Below are 14,411 nucleotides of genomic sequence, written 5' to 3'. Positions count from 1 at the left end.
ATAGCGCAAAGACCGGTCGTAGCTACCCGCCGCTCACTCTCGCTCGCGCGGCGCGATGCCGAACGGATGCTCCGCCAGTATCTCGTATCCGTCTTCAGTGACGAGGACTAGGTCTTCCAGCCTGACGCCGCCGATATCCGGATCGTAGACGCCGGGCTCGACGGTGACAACGTGTCCCGGACGCAGTTCGCCCGCGCCCGACAGCGACGGCCTCTCGTGGAGGCTCACGCCCACGCCGTGGCCGGTGCCGTGGGTGAAGCCGGCCTCGCCCTCCCCGGCGTTCGGGTCGAAGCCGTAGGCGGCGAGTTCCGCCGCCGCCTCGCCGTGAACGGTCTTCGCCGGGACGCCCGGCTCGACCTCGTCGAGCGCGGCCTCGCGCGCGGCCTCGACCGCGACGTACGCCCGCCGCTCCCAGCCGCCGTCGCCGTCGACGACGAACGTCCGGGTCGCGTCGCCGTAGTACCCGTCGGGACCGCGGGGCGAGACGTCGAGCAGTACGGCCTCGCCCGGCCGGACCGGGTCGTCGCCGACGTAGTGGAGGTCGGCCGCCGAGGGACCGGCGCCGATCACGGTGTTGCCCGCGTCGCGGACGCCGCGCGCGGCGAGGGCCGCGTTCACCTCGCGGCGGAGTCGCTCCGTCGTCAGCGGCTCCCCGTCCCACCGGAGCGGGGGTCGGCGGTCGTCGTCGGCCCGCCCGGCCGCCGTCTCCTCGCTCCCCTCGTCGACGGCCTCGCAGTCGGCGAGGACGGCCTCGGCGCGGGCGATCCCGGCCACCGTCGCGCGCTGGACGCGCCGGATGCGGTCCCGCTCCGCCGGCGTCTTTCGCGCCCTGGCGGTCGCGACCGCCTCCGTCGACGCCGGCTCGAACCCCGCCCGTTCGAGGTACACCGCGGCGTCGTGCGGAATCGACGCGGGCGTCAGGACTCCTTCCCCGTCGCCGCTCGCTCCGCCCGCGAGATCCGCGGCGGCCGCGGCCGCGCGCTCGCCGGCGTGGTCGCCGACGCGCTCCGTCCGGACCTCGCGGGCGACCCCGTCGTGGAAGCCGACCTCGTCGTCGGTCGGCCCACCGCTCCCCGATTCGTGGGACGCCCGCGCGCTCGCGACGAACTCGCGTTCGGCCTGCTCGCCGAACAGGGCGGGCGCACAGAGGACGGCGCGGCCGACGGTGTCGGCGGTCGCTTCGCCCGTCGGGACGACGACCAGCGCGGAGGGCCTGTCCGGGCCGGCGAAGCGGGAGAGGTAGCGCAGGTCGCCGTCGAAGCGGTCGCCGACGGCGACGAACGCGGCCGCGTCGGCGTCGCGGACCGCCTCGACGATCGGTCGGAGGTCGGTCCGGAGCGGGCGGGGATTTTTTTCGCGGTCGGTGGCGGCCGCGTCGTCCTCGCTCACGGCTCGGGCTCTGGCACCGCCAGCTCCGCCTGGACCTCCTCGACGAGTTCCTGGGCCGGCTCCTCCCGGAGCTCGTTGAACAACAGGACGCTGATCGGCAGCGTCGGCGCACCGCTGATGAGGCTCTCCATGATCACGAGCCGCTCGCGGGCGCGGGACATTCCGACGTAGAAGACGCGGCGCTCGTTGTCGGTGAGGACGGGCACGGGACTCGTCGACTTCGTGAACTCCTCGACGCCGTCGACGTCGGTCGGGTCGTCGATGGAGGCCGCCATCTGCTCGACGACCTTCTCCGTGAGGTCGGTAGCGACGAACACGTGGTCGGCCTCGCGGCCCTTCGCCGAGTGGATCGTGCCGACGCGGACGCGGGTCGGGTCAGTGCCCTGGTACTCGCCCTCGAAGTACGCGCCCATCGACTTGCGCTGGAAGCTCGTTACCTTCCGGACCATGTCGTCGGCGCTGGCGGTGTCGGGCATGAACGGGATGTACTCGTCGAGCGTGTCGGCCGCGATGTCGATGTCGGCGACATCGTCGGAGTCGGCCGCCTCCTCGCGGTCGTCGAGGAAGTCGTAGAACTCCTCGCGGTCGTGGGTCCCGAACGCCGACTCCTGGAGCATGTCCGCCAGCCGCCGCGCCTCCAGCCCGGTGACCGGGTCGCCGGCCTCGGCCTTCTCGATCGCGCTGACGTAGTCCTGGACGCGGTCGGTCCACATCCGCCCGTCGGTGAGCATCGTGAACGGGATGCCGTGGTCGATGAACTCGTCGATGAAGTCGAACATCTGGTACCGGGCGCGGAACAGGCACATCACGTCGCCCTCGTCGTCCTCGACGGTGTACCGGACGTTCCGGACGAGCTCGATCATCGACGGCGACTCGATCGCCTCGACGGAACCGCCCTCCGTGCGCGGGTGGAGGTCCTTCTCCTGCCGCTTGTCGATGTGGCGGATCTCGGCGTTGACGACGTTGAGGATCTCCGAGGGGAGCCGGTAGGAGTTCGGGAGGACCACGTCCTCGTCGACGTCGGTGTCGAGGAGGAGGTCGGGGTCGGCCCCCTGCCACGCGTAGACGACCTGGTCGTCGTCGCCGGCGATGAGCACCTTCTCCATGTGCGGGCGCCACTCCTCGAAGACGTTGTACTGGAGCGTCGTGATGTCTTGGAACTCGTCGATGATCAGGTAGTCGACGCTGGGGACGAGCGAGCGCTGCGCGACCCGTTCGAGCATGTCCGCGAAGCCGACGAGGTCGTTTTCCCCCTTGTACGTCCGCCACGCCCGGATCGTCTCGGGGATGTCGATCCGGTCGTCGTCGGAGGGCCACGTCGGCGTGTACTTGTTCCCCTGCTGGGCGTTGGGGTCCTCCTCGGGCGGGAGCCGGACCTCCTCGACATTCCACTGGAAGGGCACGTCGTACCAGTCGGCCACGTCGCGCTCGGTGCGCTGGAGCCACTGCGAGGTGGCGATGATCTTGTTGCCGATGGTCGTCGACCGCGCGGTCCGGCGACCGGCGCCGCCGTGCTGGTCCTCGAACTCGATGCCGTACTCCTCGCAGAACGCCTCCTTGTCGTCCTCGCCCACCACGTCGCCTCGCGAGAGGTCGAGCAGCTCGTACGCCTTCGCGTGCATCGTGCTCACGTTCCCTTGGAGGCTGCGCGGGGAGATGTCGAGCCGCTCGGCGAGCCGTTCGCGGATCTCGGCGGCGGCCGCGCGCGTGTACGAGACGACGAGCACGTCGCGCACGTCGGCGCCCTCCTCGTCGAGGATCTCCTCGACGCGGTCGAGGAGCGCGGTCGTCTTCCCGCTCCCGGGCCCCCCGAACAGCCGCGTCACCGTGGTATCAGTCATTATTACCTCCAGATTCCGGTTCTCCTTAAACGCCGTGGCTCGGTTGCCCTCGATGCGCGCGCCGGACCGCGGCGGCAGAGCGTCGCGTCATCGTCCGGTCGGTCCGTCAGCCGCTCCGCGTCGCGCGCGCTTCCCGCACGTCGGCGCCGTCGCGGACCAGGTCCTCGCAGGCCGGACAGACGCGGGGCCGATCGACCTCGTTCGGGGTGAACACCCGAACGTAATCTGTCGTGACGAAGGAACCGCAGTTCTGACAGGTCGGCATGATAGTCACTATCGAGTAATTCCACATAATACTACCGGGGGGTATGACGGAAAGAAAATTCGCGGAACGCGGCGCGCGTCAGTTCGGCCGCCAGTCGCAGACCGAACACGTCGCGGTTCCTTCCTCGTGGAGCGCACCGCACTCGGGACACTGGAGCTTGTTATAGGATCGCTCCCAGCCTACGATCTCCGTCTCGTGGCCGCGGTCGGAGAGGAACTCGTCGAACACGTCGTCGTCCGAGCTGGGTGCACTGCTAGACATGCGTGTCATCGTATGTCACACCAATATATATGTCTTTCTGCCGTTCTCGTCGCTGCGAATTACGCGGACAATCGATCAACAAGAGATACAAAAAGAGTCGAAACCAAACATCAGGGCAGACCGAACGCCGCGGGCGGAAGCGTAGCGTCGCTCACCACGGCTCGTTTTTGACTCCGAGCGCGTACGCGCCGACGTTCGTGACGACGTGGAGGACCGGAGTCATCACGAGGACGACGGCGAGGACGCCCGGCGTGAACGCAGCGAGCGCCCAGTCGGTGTCGACGAGGAAGACGAGCCCCAGCGCGCCGACGACGAAGTCCAGCTGGTCCAGACCGGGGAACGCGGCGCCGCGCTCGCGGCCCGAGCGACGCTTGAGGAACGAGGCGCCGATGTCGCCGCACATCGCGCCGAAGGCGAGCGCGAACGCCGCCGGGAGCGCGAACGTCGGCAGGTCGCTCCCGAGCGCCGCGCTCGCTGGGGCGGCGAGCGCGTTGAGCGCGAGCGCGAGCAGGACGCCGACGAGAGTGCCGACCGCGGTGCCGCGCCATGTCTTCCCGTCGCCGAGCAGCCGCGCCCCGCGCCACTCGCGGCCGCCGTCGATGGGGCGTCCGCCGCCGGCCAACACCGCGGCGTTGTTCGGGACGTACGCCGGGAGCATCGCCCAGAACGCGGTCGCGACGAGCGTACCGATCATGTCCCCACGGGCGGCGCGCGGCGTGTTATAAACCCCGGATCCGTCGCCGCCGGTCGCCGCACCGCACACGCGATTGCGGTCGTCGCCGCCGACTCGACAAAGGTAAAGTTCGCGCCGGCCGGAACGCTCAGTATGATCCCCCCAGTCGCTAGCCGGTTCGTCGCCGGCGAGAGCGTCCCGGCGGCCCTCGACCACGTCCGCGCCGCGAACGAGGACGGCGTCGCGGTCATTCTGAACCTGCTCGGCGAACACTACGACGACCCCGCGGACGCCCGCGCGGACACCGACGCCTACCTCGGGCTGCTCGACGATATCGCCGACAGCGGCCTTGACGCCTGCGTCTCGGTGAAGCCCTCGCAGATCGGGATGGACGTCTCGACCGACCTGTTCGAGGAGCACTACCGAGAGATCGTCGCTCGTGCCCACGAGGTCGACGCGTTCGTCTGGTGCGACATGGAGGACGCAGACACCACCGACGCCACCCTCGACGCCTTCGAGTCGATCGCCGCCGACTACCCGTGGAGCGTCGGGCAGTGCGTCCAGTCGAACCTCAGGCGCACCGCGGACGACCTCGACCGCCTGATCGACGTTCCGGGGAAGCTCCGGCTCGTGAAGGGGGCCTACGACGAGCCGTCCTCGATCGCGTACACCGACAAGGCCCGCGTCGACGAGGCGTACCGCGACGACCTGACGACGCTGTTCGAGCGGCGCGACCGGGGGATCGCGGTCGGCAGTCACGACCCCGAGATGATCTCGCTCGCCGACCGGCTCGCCCGCGACCGCGGCGCCGACTACGAGGTCCAGATGCTCATGGGGGTCCGCGAGGACGCCCAGCGCGACCTCGCCGCGCAGGGGGTCGACGTCCACCGATACGCGCCCTACGGCGACAAGTGGCTCTCGTACTTCTACCGCCGCGTCCGCGAGCGCAAGGAGAACCTGACGTTCGCGGCGCGGGCGGTGCTGGGGCAGTAGTCGACGCGACGCCTCGCGACCTCGCCCGCGCCGCCGGCGCGTGGAAGCCCTCTTAAGGATTGCCGACACATACCGATCCGATAGATGTCCACGTGGAAACGCGACTTCGCCAGCGGGCTCATCGTGCTGGCGCCGCTCCTCGTCCTCCTGTTAGTCCTCCGCTGGATCTACCAGTACATCGCCTCGATCCCGCTCATCGAGGGGCTCCAGCCCGAGGTCATCCCGGCGCCGCTAGAGCCCGTCTCCCGCGTCGTCATCGCGTTCGCGGTGTTCGCGACCGTGGTGCTCGCGGTGGGGTACTTCATGCGGACGACGCTGGGTCGGCTGGCGGAGTCGGCGGTGGACGACGCGATCAACCGGATCCCGGCGCTCCGAGTCGTGTACAACGCCTCGAAGCTCGCGATCGAGACGGCGATCTCCGGCACCGACGAGCTACAGAGCCCGGTGTACATCGAGACGTGGCCCGGGATCCGGATGACCGCGTTCCGGACGGGGAAGAAGACCCGAGACGGAAAGATCGTCCTGTTCATGCCGACCGCCCCGAACATCACCACCGGCTTCGTTATCGAGGTCGAACCGGACCGGGTCGAGGAGACCGGCGAGACGGTCGAGGAGGGGATGACGCGGGTCCTCTCCGCCGGATTCGCCGAGTCCGCTCATCAGGTCCCCGTCCACGAGGAGGCGCCCACGGAGGGCGACGGCGACGGGACCCCGGGCGGCTTCGGACGCGTCCGGACGGACGGGACCCCGAGCGACGGCGAGGGGTCGGCGACCGACGGGAGCGGTTCGAGCGAGTAGCGGCTCGAGCGGCCGGCAGTTCGAGTGACTAGCGGCTCTTCGCGCGCGGCGATTTAAAAAGATCGAGAGAAAGCAGGCGAGGCGAGCTACAGGTAGGTGAACCACTCGTCGTGGTCGTCGGTCCGCCGCTCGACCAGGTCGAAGAACGCGTCCTGAAGCTCCTCGGTCACCGGGCCGCGGCTTCCCGAGCCGATCTCCGTGTCGTCGACCGAGCGGATCGGGGTGACCTCGGCCGCGGAGCCGGTGAAGAACAGCTCGTCGGCGGTGTACAGCTGTCCGCGGGAGATGACCGCCTCGTCGTGGACCTCGTAGCCGCGCTCCTCGGCGAGGGCGATCACGGTGTCGCGGGTGATCCCCTCGAGGATCGACTGTGCGGGGCCGGTGGTGTATATCTCGCCGTCGTTGACCATGAAGATGTTCTCGCCCGGTCCCTCCGCGACGTTCCCCTCCTTATTCAGGACGATGGCCTCGACGTAGCCGTTCCGGCGCGCCTCCTCGCCCGCCAGCATGGAGTTGACGTAGAGCCCGGTCGTCTTCACGTTCGTCGGCACCTGCGAGGAGGCGTGCTTCCGCCACGAGGAGACCATCACGTCGACCCCCTCCTCGAGGGCCTCCTCGCCGAGGTACGCCCCCCACGGCCACGCGGCGAGGACGAGGTCGGTCGGGCAGCCCTTCGGCGAGACGCCGAGCGAATCGTACCCGTAGTAGGCGATCGGCCGGACGTACGCGGAGTCGAGGTCCTGCCGATCGAGGAGTTCGAGGGTCGCCTCGGTGATCTCCTCGCGCGAGTGCTCGATGTCCATGTCGTACATCTTCGCCGAGTCGAACAGCCGGTCGAGGTGTTCCTCCCACCGGAAGATTGCCGGCCCCTGCTCGGTGTCGTAACAGCGGACGCCCTCGAACACGCCGCTCCCGTAGTGGAGCGCGTGGGTCAGAACGTGGGTCGTCGCGTCCTCCCAGTCGAGGAACTCCCCGTTCTTCCAGATCGTGTCGACGTCCATCTCGTCGAATCCCATACTCGGTAGTTGCGGCCGGCGGGCTTAAAACTGTGACAACCGGTCGGGGTTGTCGGGACGGACCGAGTTTCGATTCCTCTGACGGGACAACGACAACCACTTACAAAGCCCCAGCCGCTCGGCGAAACAGAGACGATCCCGACACGAACACCGCCAGAGCCCCAGCCGTGAGGGCGACGTACGCTCGCTGCGCGCTTCACTCGGTCGCTCACTGCGTTCACTCCTTCGTTCCAGTGCTTGCGTCGCCTACGTCGCTCTCACGGCTGCCCCTTTGAGTCCTACCCCGCACCGCTCCGCACAGCACCTCTCACCTCCCCAGCCTCGTCAGTCGCCCCCGCTTCGCTCCGGCGACTGACTCCCTCGCACGCGCTGACTCGCGGTCGCCGAGGGCGACCGCTCGCAGGCGCGCGCCGACAGCAGCGGCGGTCGATTATTTCAGCGCCTCGACGAGGGCCGCGCCCTCGACGTACGGGATGTCGCGGCGGGCCGCGTAGGCGGCGGCGTCCGCGGGCGAGAGCGCGTCGCCCGTCTCGTCGTCGAGCATCTCGCAGACCACGGCGGCGGGCGCGGCGCCCACCGCCTCGGCCATCGCGAGGCCGAGTTCGGTGTGACCGGTGCGCCCCGAGAGCCCGTCGCGGTCGCCGCGCAGGACGTGAACGTGACCCGGCGCGCGGAACTCCGCGGCGAAGTCCTCCGGGCCGTACCCGCCCGGGTCGCCGCGGACGCGGCCGGCCGCGTTCGCCACCTCGGCGATGGTCTTCGCGCGGTCCGCGTCGGTGATCCCGGTGAACGTCTCGCGGTGGTTCACGGGCAGCGAGAACGAGGAGCGGTCGTCGTAGTCCGGGTCGTCGTCGACCGCGGGGTGGTCGAGCGCGTCAGCGAGGAACGGCAGGTCGAACGCGTCGCCCACCGCGTCGCTCACGGCCACGCAGATCAGGCCGCCCGCGTCGTTGCGCATGTGCGTGACCGCGGCCTCGTCGACCGCGCCCGCGGGGTAGACGATGTCTGTCTCCCCCTCGCGGTCCGCGAAGTCGTGGACGCAGACGGGGTCGCCGGCGCGGAAGGCGTCAAGCGCGCGCTCGACCGCGTCGGCGTCGTCCGCGGGCTCGGTCCCCTCGGTGGCGTCGGCCGATTCCGCTCCGCCCGCGCTCGCCTCCGGGTCGGCGTCGATGTCGGCGCGCATCAGGCGACCTCCGTCTCGGCCGCGACCGATCCGGGCTCGTCGGCCCGGCTCGTCGGCTCGACGCGGACCTCCACCGCGTCGCCGTCGGCGAGGTCGAGCGCGTCGCGCAGCCGGTCCGGCGCGATCAGTTCGAGCTGGTCGTCGTCGTGGTGGGTCCGATCGGGGACGATGGCGTGGACCTCCTCGTAGCGCTCGTCGCCCGCGACGAGGGTGACCCCGTAGCAGGTGGCCGCGCCGTAGGTGCGCTCCTCGCTCTCCCACGCGTCGATGGGCACGGCGTCGATACCGGCCATCTCGCCGCGTCGGCGGACGCTCTCCTCGGTGAGGTCGACGTTGAGCGTGCCCGGGAACGGGTCGTAGCCGAGGCGCTCGCGGAACTGCTCGGCGTAGCCCGAGAGCGTGATGTAGTGGCGCCCCTCGCCCATCCCGCCGGTGACCGACCCACGGAGCGAGAGTCCGATGTCCGACTCGAACAGCCGGCGGTAGTCGGCGTACTCCGCGCGGAGCGCGGCTTCGCCCGCGTCCGTCACGCGGACCCACTGCCCGTCACTGACCACGTCGCGCTCGACGTAACCCGCGGATTCGAGGGTCTGGAGGCGCCGAGAGGCGGTCTGCGTTGAGGCGTCGAGCCGGTCACCGAGCGCCGCACACGACACCTTCGTCTCGGAGAGCCCGCCGACCAGCCCGACGTGCTTGAGGGCCGCGAGCGCGGCCGAGTCCACGTCGGTGTCCGCGTCGGTCGCCGTCGCGTCTGACATACCTTACAGTCGGTCGTCCGCGGGCAAAAGAGTAACGAATGTGGTACGCATCTCAAAAACGTTATGTGGTCGTAGAGCCGACCAAGAACCGCAGGATCAAACAGTTCGCCCGCTGGACATGTAACCCCGTCGGTGCCGGCCGGCTTCGCGATGTTTCGGTTCCTCGACCGAACCGATTCGGCCGCCGGATGCGAGCGACTCCCGCACGGGTCGTCGAAAGGTAAGGTACAAATACGAACGGCGATTGGTTCGTCGTGAGGGCTCGTAGATCAGTGGCAGATCGCTTCCTTCGCAAGGAAGAGGCCCGGGGTTCAAATCCCCGCGAGTCCATGTTTTCCGCCGCGAGCAAGGTCGCGAGCGGCGCAACCCGCGCAGCTCGCGCGGTCCCGTTCGTTGATCCTCACGAGACCCCTGTGAGCCCACTCGACTCCCGTTTCGGTCGTTCCGACCCGGTTCGCACGCTGGATCTCTCCCGTTGGAAGCGATTAAATACCCTCGGCGAATCCGTCGGCGTATGAGCGTCTCTGAGATACTCGAGGGAACCAACCTCACGCACCGTCAGATGGGGGTAATCATGGTCGGGTGGATCCTGTTGGTCTCGGTGATCGCCGTCGGTCTGCTCCTGTACACGTCGACGCTATAACCGGCTTCCCGACCGGTCCGGCGGGCGCGGCCCGAGTGCGAGGCGCTTTCTGCGTCCCGTCAGACCTCTCGGAACAGCGTTCGTCGTCGTTGTCGTCGTCCGCCTCGGGACGCCGCCGACGCCCCGAACTCTCGGCAACCGCGGCGGGTACCCCCGAGGTTATGAACGGACCCGCCGAACCCGCGACTCACATGGACGCCGCCGAGCGACGGATAGTCGGATTCACCGCGGGATCGCACGGGCTCGTCCACACATACGAGCTGTCGATCCCCATCCTGTTGACGGTGTGGGTGGGTGAGTTCTCGACGACGGCGGCCGCGCTCGGCGTCGTCGTCACGCTCGGCTACGGGCTGTTCGGGGTCGGTGCGCTGCCGGGCGGTATCCTGGTCGACCGTTTCGGGTCGAAGCCGCTCATCTTCGCCTGCCTCGCCGGGATGGCGGGCTCGTTCCTCGCCGTGAGCCTCGCGCCGACGCTCCCCGTCCTCGCCGTGGCCGTCGCGATATGGGGACTCACTGCGAGCGTCTATCACCCCGCGGGGCTGTCGCTGCTCTCGACCTCGGTCGACCAGCGCGGGACCGCGCTCGGCTACCACGGGATCGGCGGGAACCTCGGGATCGCGCTCGGTCCGCTGGCGACCGCGCTGCTGCTCTTGGCGTTCGACTGGCGGCTCGTCACGGCCGCGCTCGCGCTCCCCGCGGTCGCCGTCGCCGCGTACGGCGTCACCGTCGACGTGGACGTGGCGCTCTCGTCCGCGGACCCCGAGCCGGGAGCGTCGGCCGCCGACGGGGGTCCGAACGGGGACTCGACCGGCGGCGCGAGCGGCGAGGTCTCGCTGTCGTCGGTCGCGACGGACACTCGGATCCTGATCGCCGGGGGGTTCCTGCTCGTGTTCGCGTTCGTCACGTTCAGCGGGCTCTACTACCGGACGTTCCTCACGTTCCTGCCGGACCTCCTCGGCGACGTGCTCGGCGGGCTCGTCGACCTCCAGTTGGTCGACCCGGAGAGCCCGTACGCCGATCAGTTCGACGCGGGACGGTACCTCTACGTGGCGGTCCTCACGGTCGGCGTGTTCGGCCAGTTCCTCGGCGGTCGGATCGCCGACCGCGTGCCGCCGGAGCGCGGGCTGATGGCGCTGATGGGTATCCTGTCCGCGCTCGCGCTGCTCTTCATCCCCGCGACGGGAACGATCGCCACGTTCGTCGCGGTGTCGCTCGCGCTCGGCGTCGCGCTGTTCACCGTCCAGCCGCTCTCGCAGGCGACGGTGGCGGCATACTCGCCCAGCGAGGCGCGCGGCCTCTCGTTCGGCTACACGTACGTCGGGATCTTCGGGATCGGCGCGCTCGGGTCGACGCTGGCCGGAACGATACTCACCCGGGCCGGCCCGTCGGAGCTGTTCGTCGTGCTGGCGATCATCGCGGCGCTCGGCGCGGTGTCAGCGACGGCGGTGTCACGCTTTGCGACGCGACGGGACTGATCCGGGGCGCCGCCGGTCAGTCCGCGCCCCCGTCGCGGTCGCCTTCGTCCTCGGCTGAGTCGTCGTCGCGCGCTCGTTCGCCGGAATCGTCGTGATCGTCCGCCCCGTGGCCGTTCGCTTCCCCTCTTCCGTCGTCCGCCTCGCCCTCCCCGTGGTCGCCCGCTCCTGCCGCTTCGTCGTCCGCCTCGTACTCCTCGTGATCGCCTCTTTCCCCTCCGTCGTCCGCATCTCCGTCGTGCTCTCCCTCCGACTGGACGTCGATCGTGACGGGCCCGCTGTCGGTCTCGGTCGCGTCCGGATCGGCCTCCGTCGTCTCGCGTCCGGCTTCGTCGTGCTCGAACGGCTCGTCCTCCGCCGACTCCATCTCGCTCAGTGCGTAGCCGACGGCGTAGCCCGTCGACCCGCCCAGCAGCGCGCCGATGCCGGCGCCGACGGGGCCGCCCCGAGCGCCGAGGACCGCCCCGGTGAAGCCGCCGACCGTCGCCGCGCGCTCCGCGTCGCGCTCGGGATCGCCGGTCGGTTCGAGCGGGTCCCCTTCGTGCCGGTCCGCGTTGTCGTGGTCGTGTGCGTCCATACCACGCTTTGCGGCCGCACAGGTCTATATCTCTCGCCGCTCAGGCGGTGTGTTTCGCTTCCTCTGAATCCTCGACGATCTCGACGCCGCGGTTGTTGACCGCGTAGGGGTCGAGCCCCTGTTCTTGGAGGAACTGCTTGTACAGCCGCTCTGCGGTCTCGCCGTCCTTTTGCTTGTCGCTGGCGTGGTCGCAGAGTTCGACGAGGGTCTCGGGCACGTCGTTCTCGTGGACGATCCAGTGGTTGATCGTGTCCGACAGGCGGCGGATCGGCGAGGTGAAGTGGCCGTAGATGTCGAAGTTGAGCGCGTGGTGGCCACCGAACGGGTCGTTCATGTACTTCGCGCGCGGCATCACCTTCAGCACGGCGCGCTGGATCTTGTTGAGCTGGCGCTCGGGCGACTCCTCCAAGGCGGCGTTGACCGCCTTCCGGGGGTCGTCGCCCCACGCCTCGCCCGGGATGGAGACGCCGTCGAGCTCCTGGATCTCTTTGAGCGCCTCGTTCCACTGGTCGGGGGTCGGCTGCGGGTGGACGCGGTACATCGCCTCGACGCCGCGGTCCCACATCAGCGTGTGCGTCACCGCCTTGTTCGCCTTCAGCATCGACTCCTCGATGATGGTGTGCGCGCGGTCGCGCCGGGGATTTAAGACGAGCGAGCCGTCCGCCTTGCGCTGCTCGTGCATGCGGTCGGCGAGCTCGAAGGCGAGCGCGTTCTCCTCGCCGAGGGGGAGCGAGGGGTCCTCCAGCCGGTTCTCGCACTCCTTGTAGGTGAGTCGCTCGTCGGAGTTGATGACGGACTTGTAGATGTCGATGTCCTCGAAGGATAGCGTCTCGTCGTCGATCTCCATCTCGACGGTGTGCGCGAGTCGGTCCTCGTTCGGGACGAGCGAGCAGACCGTCTCGGCCAGCACCGGCGGAAGCATGTGGATCGTGTAGTCGGGCAGGTAGACGGTGTTGGCGCGCTCGACCGCCTCCTCCCACATCGCGGTGTCCGGGGTGACGTAGTGGGTGACGTCGGCGATGTGGACCCACAGCCGGTAGGCGCCCTCCTCGCGTTTAATCGAAATCGCGTCGTCGAAGTCCTGCGCGTCGACCGGGTCCGTGGTCCACGTGGTGAGGTCGCGGAGGTCCTCGCGCTCGTCGATCTCGGCCTCGATTTCCTCGTAGACGCCCTCGGTCCGCGCCTCCGCCTCGCGGAGGACCTCGCTCGGGAACTCGTCGCGGATCTCGAACTCCTCGAACAGTTCCTCGCGCTTCTCCGCGAGTCGGTCCGCGAGCTCCGGCGTGATCGTCACGGGGCCCTGGTCCTCGGCGGACCCGGGCTTCGGCTCGTCGTCTGACATACCTCCACCAACGCGGGTCCGTTAGAAAGGCCTGTCGGGCGGGCTGACGGGGACTCGATCCGGCGACGGGGCTACCGGTCTCGGTCGCGGTCGCGGTCGGAGCGCCGCCTATCCGACTGGCCGCGGTCCGAGCGCGCACCCGATCTGTCCTCGTCGGTGCGGTCACCGTCGCCGCTCGTCACCGCCTCGACGTAGCGGTCGAGGAACTCCTCGTCGGTGAGCCCGTCCGCCTCGATGGAGCGCAGTAGCGATTCGAGCCCGTCGCGAGGCTGGTGACAGATCCCGTCGTCGCAGTCGGCACAGAGGTACTCGAACTCCTTGTCGCGCCGGCTCCAGCGGTCGCCCTCCTTGTCGTACTCGCGGGCGTCCTCCCGCAGCACCGAGTCCCCGCACGCGATACAGACGACCGTTCGCCGGTCCCGACTTCCCCGGGAGCCCCACATACCGCGCACCTCGTTCCCGCCCCACTTAGCGTTTGGTGCGCGGCCGACGCGCGTTCGACGCGGTTTCGGGCCAGTCGTCGGGCGGGGTTTCGGGTCGGTCCGACGGACCCGACCGCAACGAGCGGTGTCCACGCCCGGCCGCGGCGACGAGAGGTGTACACATATTACCGTGGGCGCGCTGGCCCTTGTATGACGATCACCGAGTCCGACCTCCCGGGGGTCGGGAAGAAGTTCGAGATCGAGTTAGGCGGCGGCGAGGAGATGATCGTCGTCATCCACAACACCGGGAAACGCGAGGTGTTCCGGCGGAGCGACCCCGACGCCGACTCCGAGAAGGCGTTCGAGTTCTCCGACGACCTCGCGCGGACGATCGGCTCGATCATCGAGGGGGCGTACTTCCAGCCGGTCGAACCGGAGACGCAGGAGACGACCCTACCGGGCGGCATCCTCTTGGAGTGGTACGAGCTTCCCCCCGGATCGCCGCTCGTCGGCGAGACACTGGAGAGCGCCGACATCGGTAACCGGACCGGGCTCGCGGTCGTCGCGATCCAGCGCGACGACGAGGTGATCGACAGCCCGGACGCCGGGACCACCCTCGGGGAGGGCGACACCCTGATCGGGGTCGGCACGCCCGAGAACTGCGCGGCGTTCGAGGAGATCCTCACGGGATGAGCGGTCGATTCGGCGCGCCGGATCTCGGCGCCCCGGATGCCGCGCCGGCCGCGGTCGCATCCGGCACCGCGGTCGTTGTCGCCGG

16 protein-coding genes and 1 tRNA gene are annotated in these 14,411 nt (G+C 69.4%); 6 read left to right on the top strand and 11 right to left on the bottom strand.

Features of this window, described 5'->3' with window-relative positions; all coding sequences use genetic code 11:
* Positions 1–33: 33 nt before the first annotated feature.
* From EXE47_RS02105 to EXE47_RS02090, 5 genes are all read right to left on the bottom strand, one after another.
* Positions 34–1,389 carry a Xaa-Pro peptidase family protein gene (locus tag EXE47_RS02105; protein WP_137707969.1) on the bottom strand — a complete coding sequence of 452 codons (1,356 nt, stop codon included), beginning with the start codon at positions 1,387–1,389 and terminating at the stop codon, positions 34–36.
* A complete protein-coding gene (locus EXE47_RS02100; RefSeq protein WP_049931748.1) occupies positions 1,386–3,230 on the bottom strand; it encodes a UvrD-helicase domain-containing protein in 1,845 nt (614 codons plus the stop codon). The genes EXE47_RS02105 and EXE47_RS02100 overlap by 4 nt, the downstream gene beginning before the upstream one ends.
* Before the next feature lie 106 nt (positions 3,231–3,336).
* Entirely contained in the window at positions 3,337–3,495 is a 159-nt protein-coding gene (locus EXE47_RS18615; RefSeq protein WP_006111597.1) for a hypothetical protein, read from the bottom strand.
* Between the two features lie 78 nt (positions 3,496–3,573).
* Positions 3,574–3,756: an HVO_0416 family zinc finger protein gene (locus EXE47_RS02095; protein WP_049931749.1), complete on the bottom strand. Its 183-nt coding sequence runs from the start codon at positions 3,754–3,756 to the stop codon at positions 3,574–3,576.
* A 151-nt stretch (positions 3,757–3,907) separates the two neighbouring features.
* Complete coding sequence (locus EXE47_RS02090) at positions 3,908–4,450, bottom strand: CDP-2,3-bis-(O-geranylgeranyl)-sn-glycerol synthase (protein WP_049931752.1); 543 nt, start codon at positions 4,448–4,450, stop codon at positions 3,908–3,910.
* A 132-nt stretch (positions 4,451–4,582) separates the two neighbouring features.
* On the opposite strand from EXE47_RS02090, the gene EXE47_RS02085 reads away from it, so the two are divergent.
* Both EXE47_RS02085 and EXE47_RS02080 read left to right on the top strand, forming a co-directional pair.
* Complete coding sequence (locus EXE47_RS02085) at positions 4,583–5,422, top strand: proline dehydrogenase family protein (protein ID WP_049931754.1); 840 nt, start codon at positions 4,583–4,585, stop codon at positions 5,420–5,422.
* A gap of 84 nt (positions 5,423–5,506) precedes the next feature.
* Positions 5,507–6,220, top strand: a complete 714-nt coding sequence (locus EXE47_RS02080; protein ID WP_049931755.1) for a DUF502 domain-containing protein — start codon at positions 5,507–5,509, stop codon at positions 6,218–6,220.
* An 86-nt stretch (positions 6,221–6,306) separates the two neighbouring features.
* Here EXE47_RS02080 and EXE47_RS02075 read toward each other — a convergent pair whose 3' ends face one another.
* From EXE47_RS02075 to EXE47_RS02065, 3 genes are all read right to left on the bottom strand, one after another.
* Entirely contained in the window at positions 6,307–7,236 is a 930-nt protein-coding gene (locus EXE47_RS02075) for a branched-chain amino acid transaminase (RefSeq protein ID WP_049931757.1), read from the bottom strand.
* Between the two features lie 430 nt (positions 7,237–7,666).
* Positions 7,667–8,419: a 3,4-dihydroxy-2-butanone-4-phosphate synthase gene (gene ribB, locus EXE47_RS02070; RefSeq protein ID WP_137707968.1), complete on the bottom strand. Its 753-nt coding sequence runs from the start codon at positions 8,417–8,419 to the stop codon at positions 7,667–7,669.
* Complete coding sequence (locus tag EXE47_RS02065; protein ID WP_137707967.1) at positions 8,419–9,177, bottom strand: DUF120 domain-containing protein; 759 nt, start codon at positions 9,175–9,177, stop codon at positions 8,419–8,421. The genes ribB and EXE47_RS02065 overlap by 1 nt, the downstream gene beginning before the upstream one ends.
* Before the next feature lie 258 nt (positions 9,178–9,435).
* Between EXE47_RS02065 and EXE47_RS02060 the strand changes: the two genes are divergently transcribed.
* The 3 genes from EXE47_RS02060 (at position 9,436) to EXE47_RS02055 (ending at position 11,295) form a co-directional block, all read left to right on the top strand.
* Positions 9,436–9,507: transfer RNA gene (locus EXE47_RS02060), tRNA-Ala, on the top strand.
* A gap of 184 nt (positions 9,508–9,691) precedes the next feature.
* On the top strand, positions 9,692–9,820 hold the full coding sequence (locus tag EXE47_RS19170) for a hypothetical protein (RefSeq protein ID WP_255375966.1): 129 nt from the start codon (positions 9,692–9,694) through the stop codon (positions 9,818–9,820).
* Between the two features lie 191 nt (positions 9,821–10,011).
* Positions 10,012–11,295, top strand: coding sequence for an MFS transporter (locus tag EXE47_RS02055; RefSeq protein WP_137707966.1), 1,284 nt, complete (start codon positions 10,012–10,014; stop codon positions 11,293–11,295).
* Positions 11,296–11,311: 16 nt separating this feature from the next.
* Here EXE47_RS02055 and EXE47_RS02050 read toward each other — a convergent pair whose 3' ends face one another.
* From EXE47_RS02050 to EXE47_RS02040, 3 genes are all read right to left on the bottom strand, one after another.
* Entirely contained in the window at positions 11,312–11,869 is a 558-nt protein-coding gene (locus EXE47_RS02050) for a hypothetical protein (protein ID WP_137707965.1), read from the bottom strand.
* A 40-nt stretch (positions 11,870–11,909) separates the two neighbouring features.
* Complete coding sequence (locus tag EXE47_RS02045; RefSeq protein ID WP_049931763.1) at positions 11,910–13,211, bottom strand: ribonuclease R family protein; 1,302 nt, start codon at positions 13,209–13,211, stop codon at positions 11,910–11,912.
* A 71-nt stretch (positions 13,212–13,282) separates the two neighbouring features.
* Positions 13,283–13,654, bottom strand: a complete 372-nt coding sequence (locus EXE47_RS02040; RefSeq protein WP_089308830.1) for a hypothetical protein — start codon at positions 13,652–13,654, stop codon at positions 13,283–13,285.
* A gap of 189 nt (positions 13,655–13,843) precedes the next feature.
* On the opposite strand from EXE47_RS02040, the gene EXE47_RS02035 reads away from it, so the two are divergent.
* Positions 13,844–14,326: a cation:proton antiporter regulatory subunit gene (locus EXE47_RS02035; protein WP_086216567.1), complete on the top strand. Its 483-nt coding sequence runs from the start codon at positions 13,844–13,846 to the stop codon at positions 14,324–14,326.
* Positions 14,327–14,411 lie beyond the last annotated feature (85 nt).

Origin of the sequence: Halorubrum sp. GN12_10-3_MGM (assembly GCF_005435235.1) — an archaeon.
Classification (GTDB): Archaea; Halobacteriota; Halobacteria; order Halobacteriales; family Haloferacaceae; genus Halorubrum; species Halorubrum ezzemoulense.
Note: the sequence above shows the minus strand (reverse complement) of the source record. Positions and strands in the feature narration are given on the sequence as shown.

Bases quoted from the DNA above. Each gene is read 5' to 3' on its own strand.
- EXE47_RS02100 (WP_049931748.1), bottom strand. From the start codon at position 3,230: ATGACTGATACCACGGTGACGCGGCTGTTCGGGGGGCCCGGGAGCGGG.
- EXE47_RS18615 (WP_006111597.1), bottom strand. From the start codon at position 3,495: ATGCCGACCTGTCAGAACTGCGGTTCCTTCGTCACGACAGATTACGTT.
- EXE47_RS02095 (WP_049931749.1), bottom strand. From the start codon at position 3,756: ATGTCTAGCAGTGCACCCAGCTCGGACGACGACGTGTTCGACGAGTTC.
- EXE47_RS02090 (WP_049931752.1), bottom strand. From the start codon at position 4,450: ATGATCGGTACGCTCGTCGCGACCGCGTTCTGGGCGATGCTCCCGGCG.
- EXE47_RS02085 (WP_049931754.1), top strand. From the start codon at position 4,583: ATGATCCCCCCAGTCGCTAGCCGGTTCGTCGCCGGCGAGAGCGTCCCG.
- EXE47_RS02080 (WP_049931755.1), top strand. From the start codon at position 5,507: ATGTCCACGTGGAAACGCGACTTCGCCAGCGGGCTCATCGTGCTGGCG.
- EXE47_RS02075 (WP_049931757.1), bottom strand. From the start codon at position 7,236: ATGGGATTCGACGAGATGGACGTCGACACGATCTGGAAGAACGGGGAG.
- ribB (WP_137707968.1), bottom strand. From the start codon at position 8,419: ATGCGCGCCGACATCGACGCCGACCCGGAGGCGAGCGCGGGCGGAGCG.
- EXE47_RS02065 (WP_137707967.1), bottom strand. From the start codon at position 9,177: ATGTCAGACGCGACGGCGACCGACGCGGACACCGACGTGGACTCGGCC.
- EXE47_RS19170 (WP_255375966.1), top strand. From the start codon at position 9,692: ATGAGCGTCTCTGAGATACTCGAGGGAACCAACCTCACGCACCGTCAG.
- EXE47_RS02055 (WP_137707966.1), top strand. From the start codon at position 10,012: ATGGACGCCGCCGAGCGACGGATAGTCGGATTCACCGCGGGATCGCAC.
- EXE47_RS02050 (WP_137707965.1), bottom strand. From the start codon at position 11,869: ATGGACGCACACGACCACGACAACGCGGACCGGCACGAAGGGGACCCG.
- EXE47_RS02045 (WP_049931763.1), bottom strand. From the start codon at position 13,211: ATGTCAGACGACGAGCCGAAGCCCGGGTCCGCCGAGGACCAGGGCCCC.
- EXE47_RS02040 (WP_089308830.1), bottom strand. From the start codon at position 13,654: ATGTGGGGCTCCCGGGGAAGTCGGGACCGGCGAACGGTCGTCTGTATC.
- EXE47_RS02035 (WP_086216567.1), top strand. From the start codon at position 13,844: ATGACGATCACCGAGTCCGACCTCCCGGGGGTCGGGAAGAAGTTCGAG.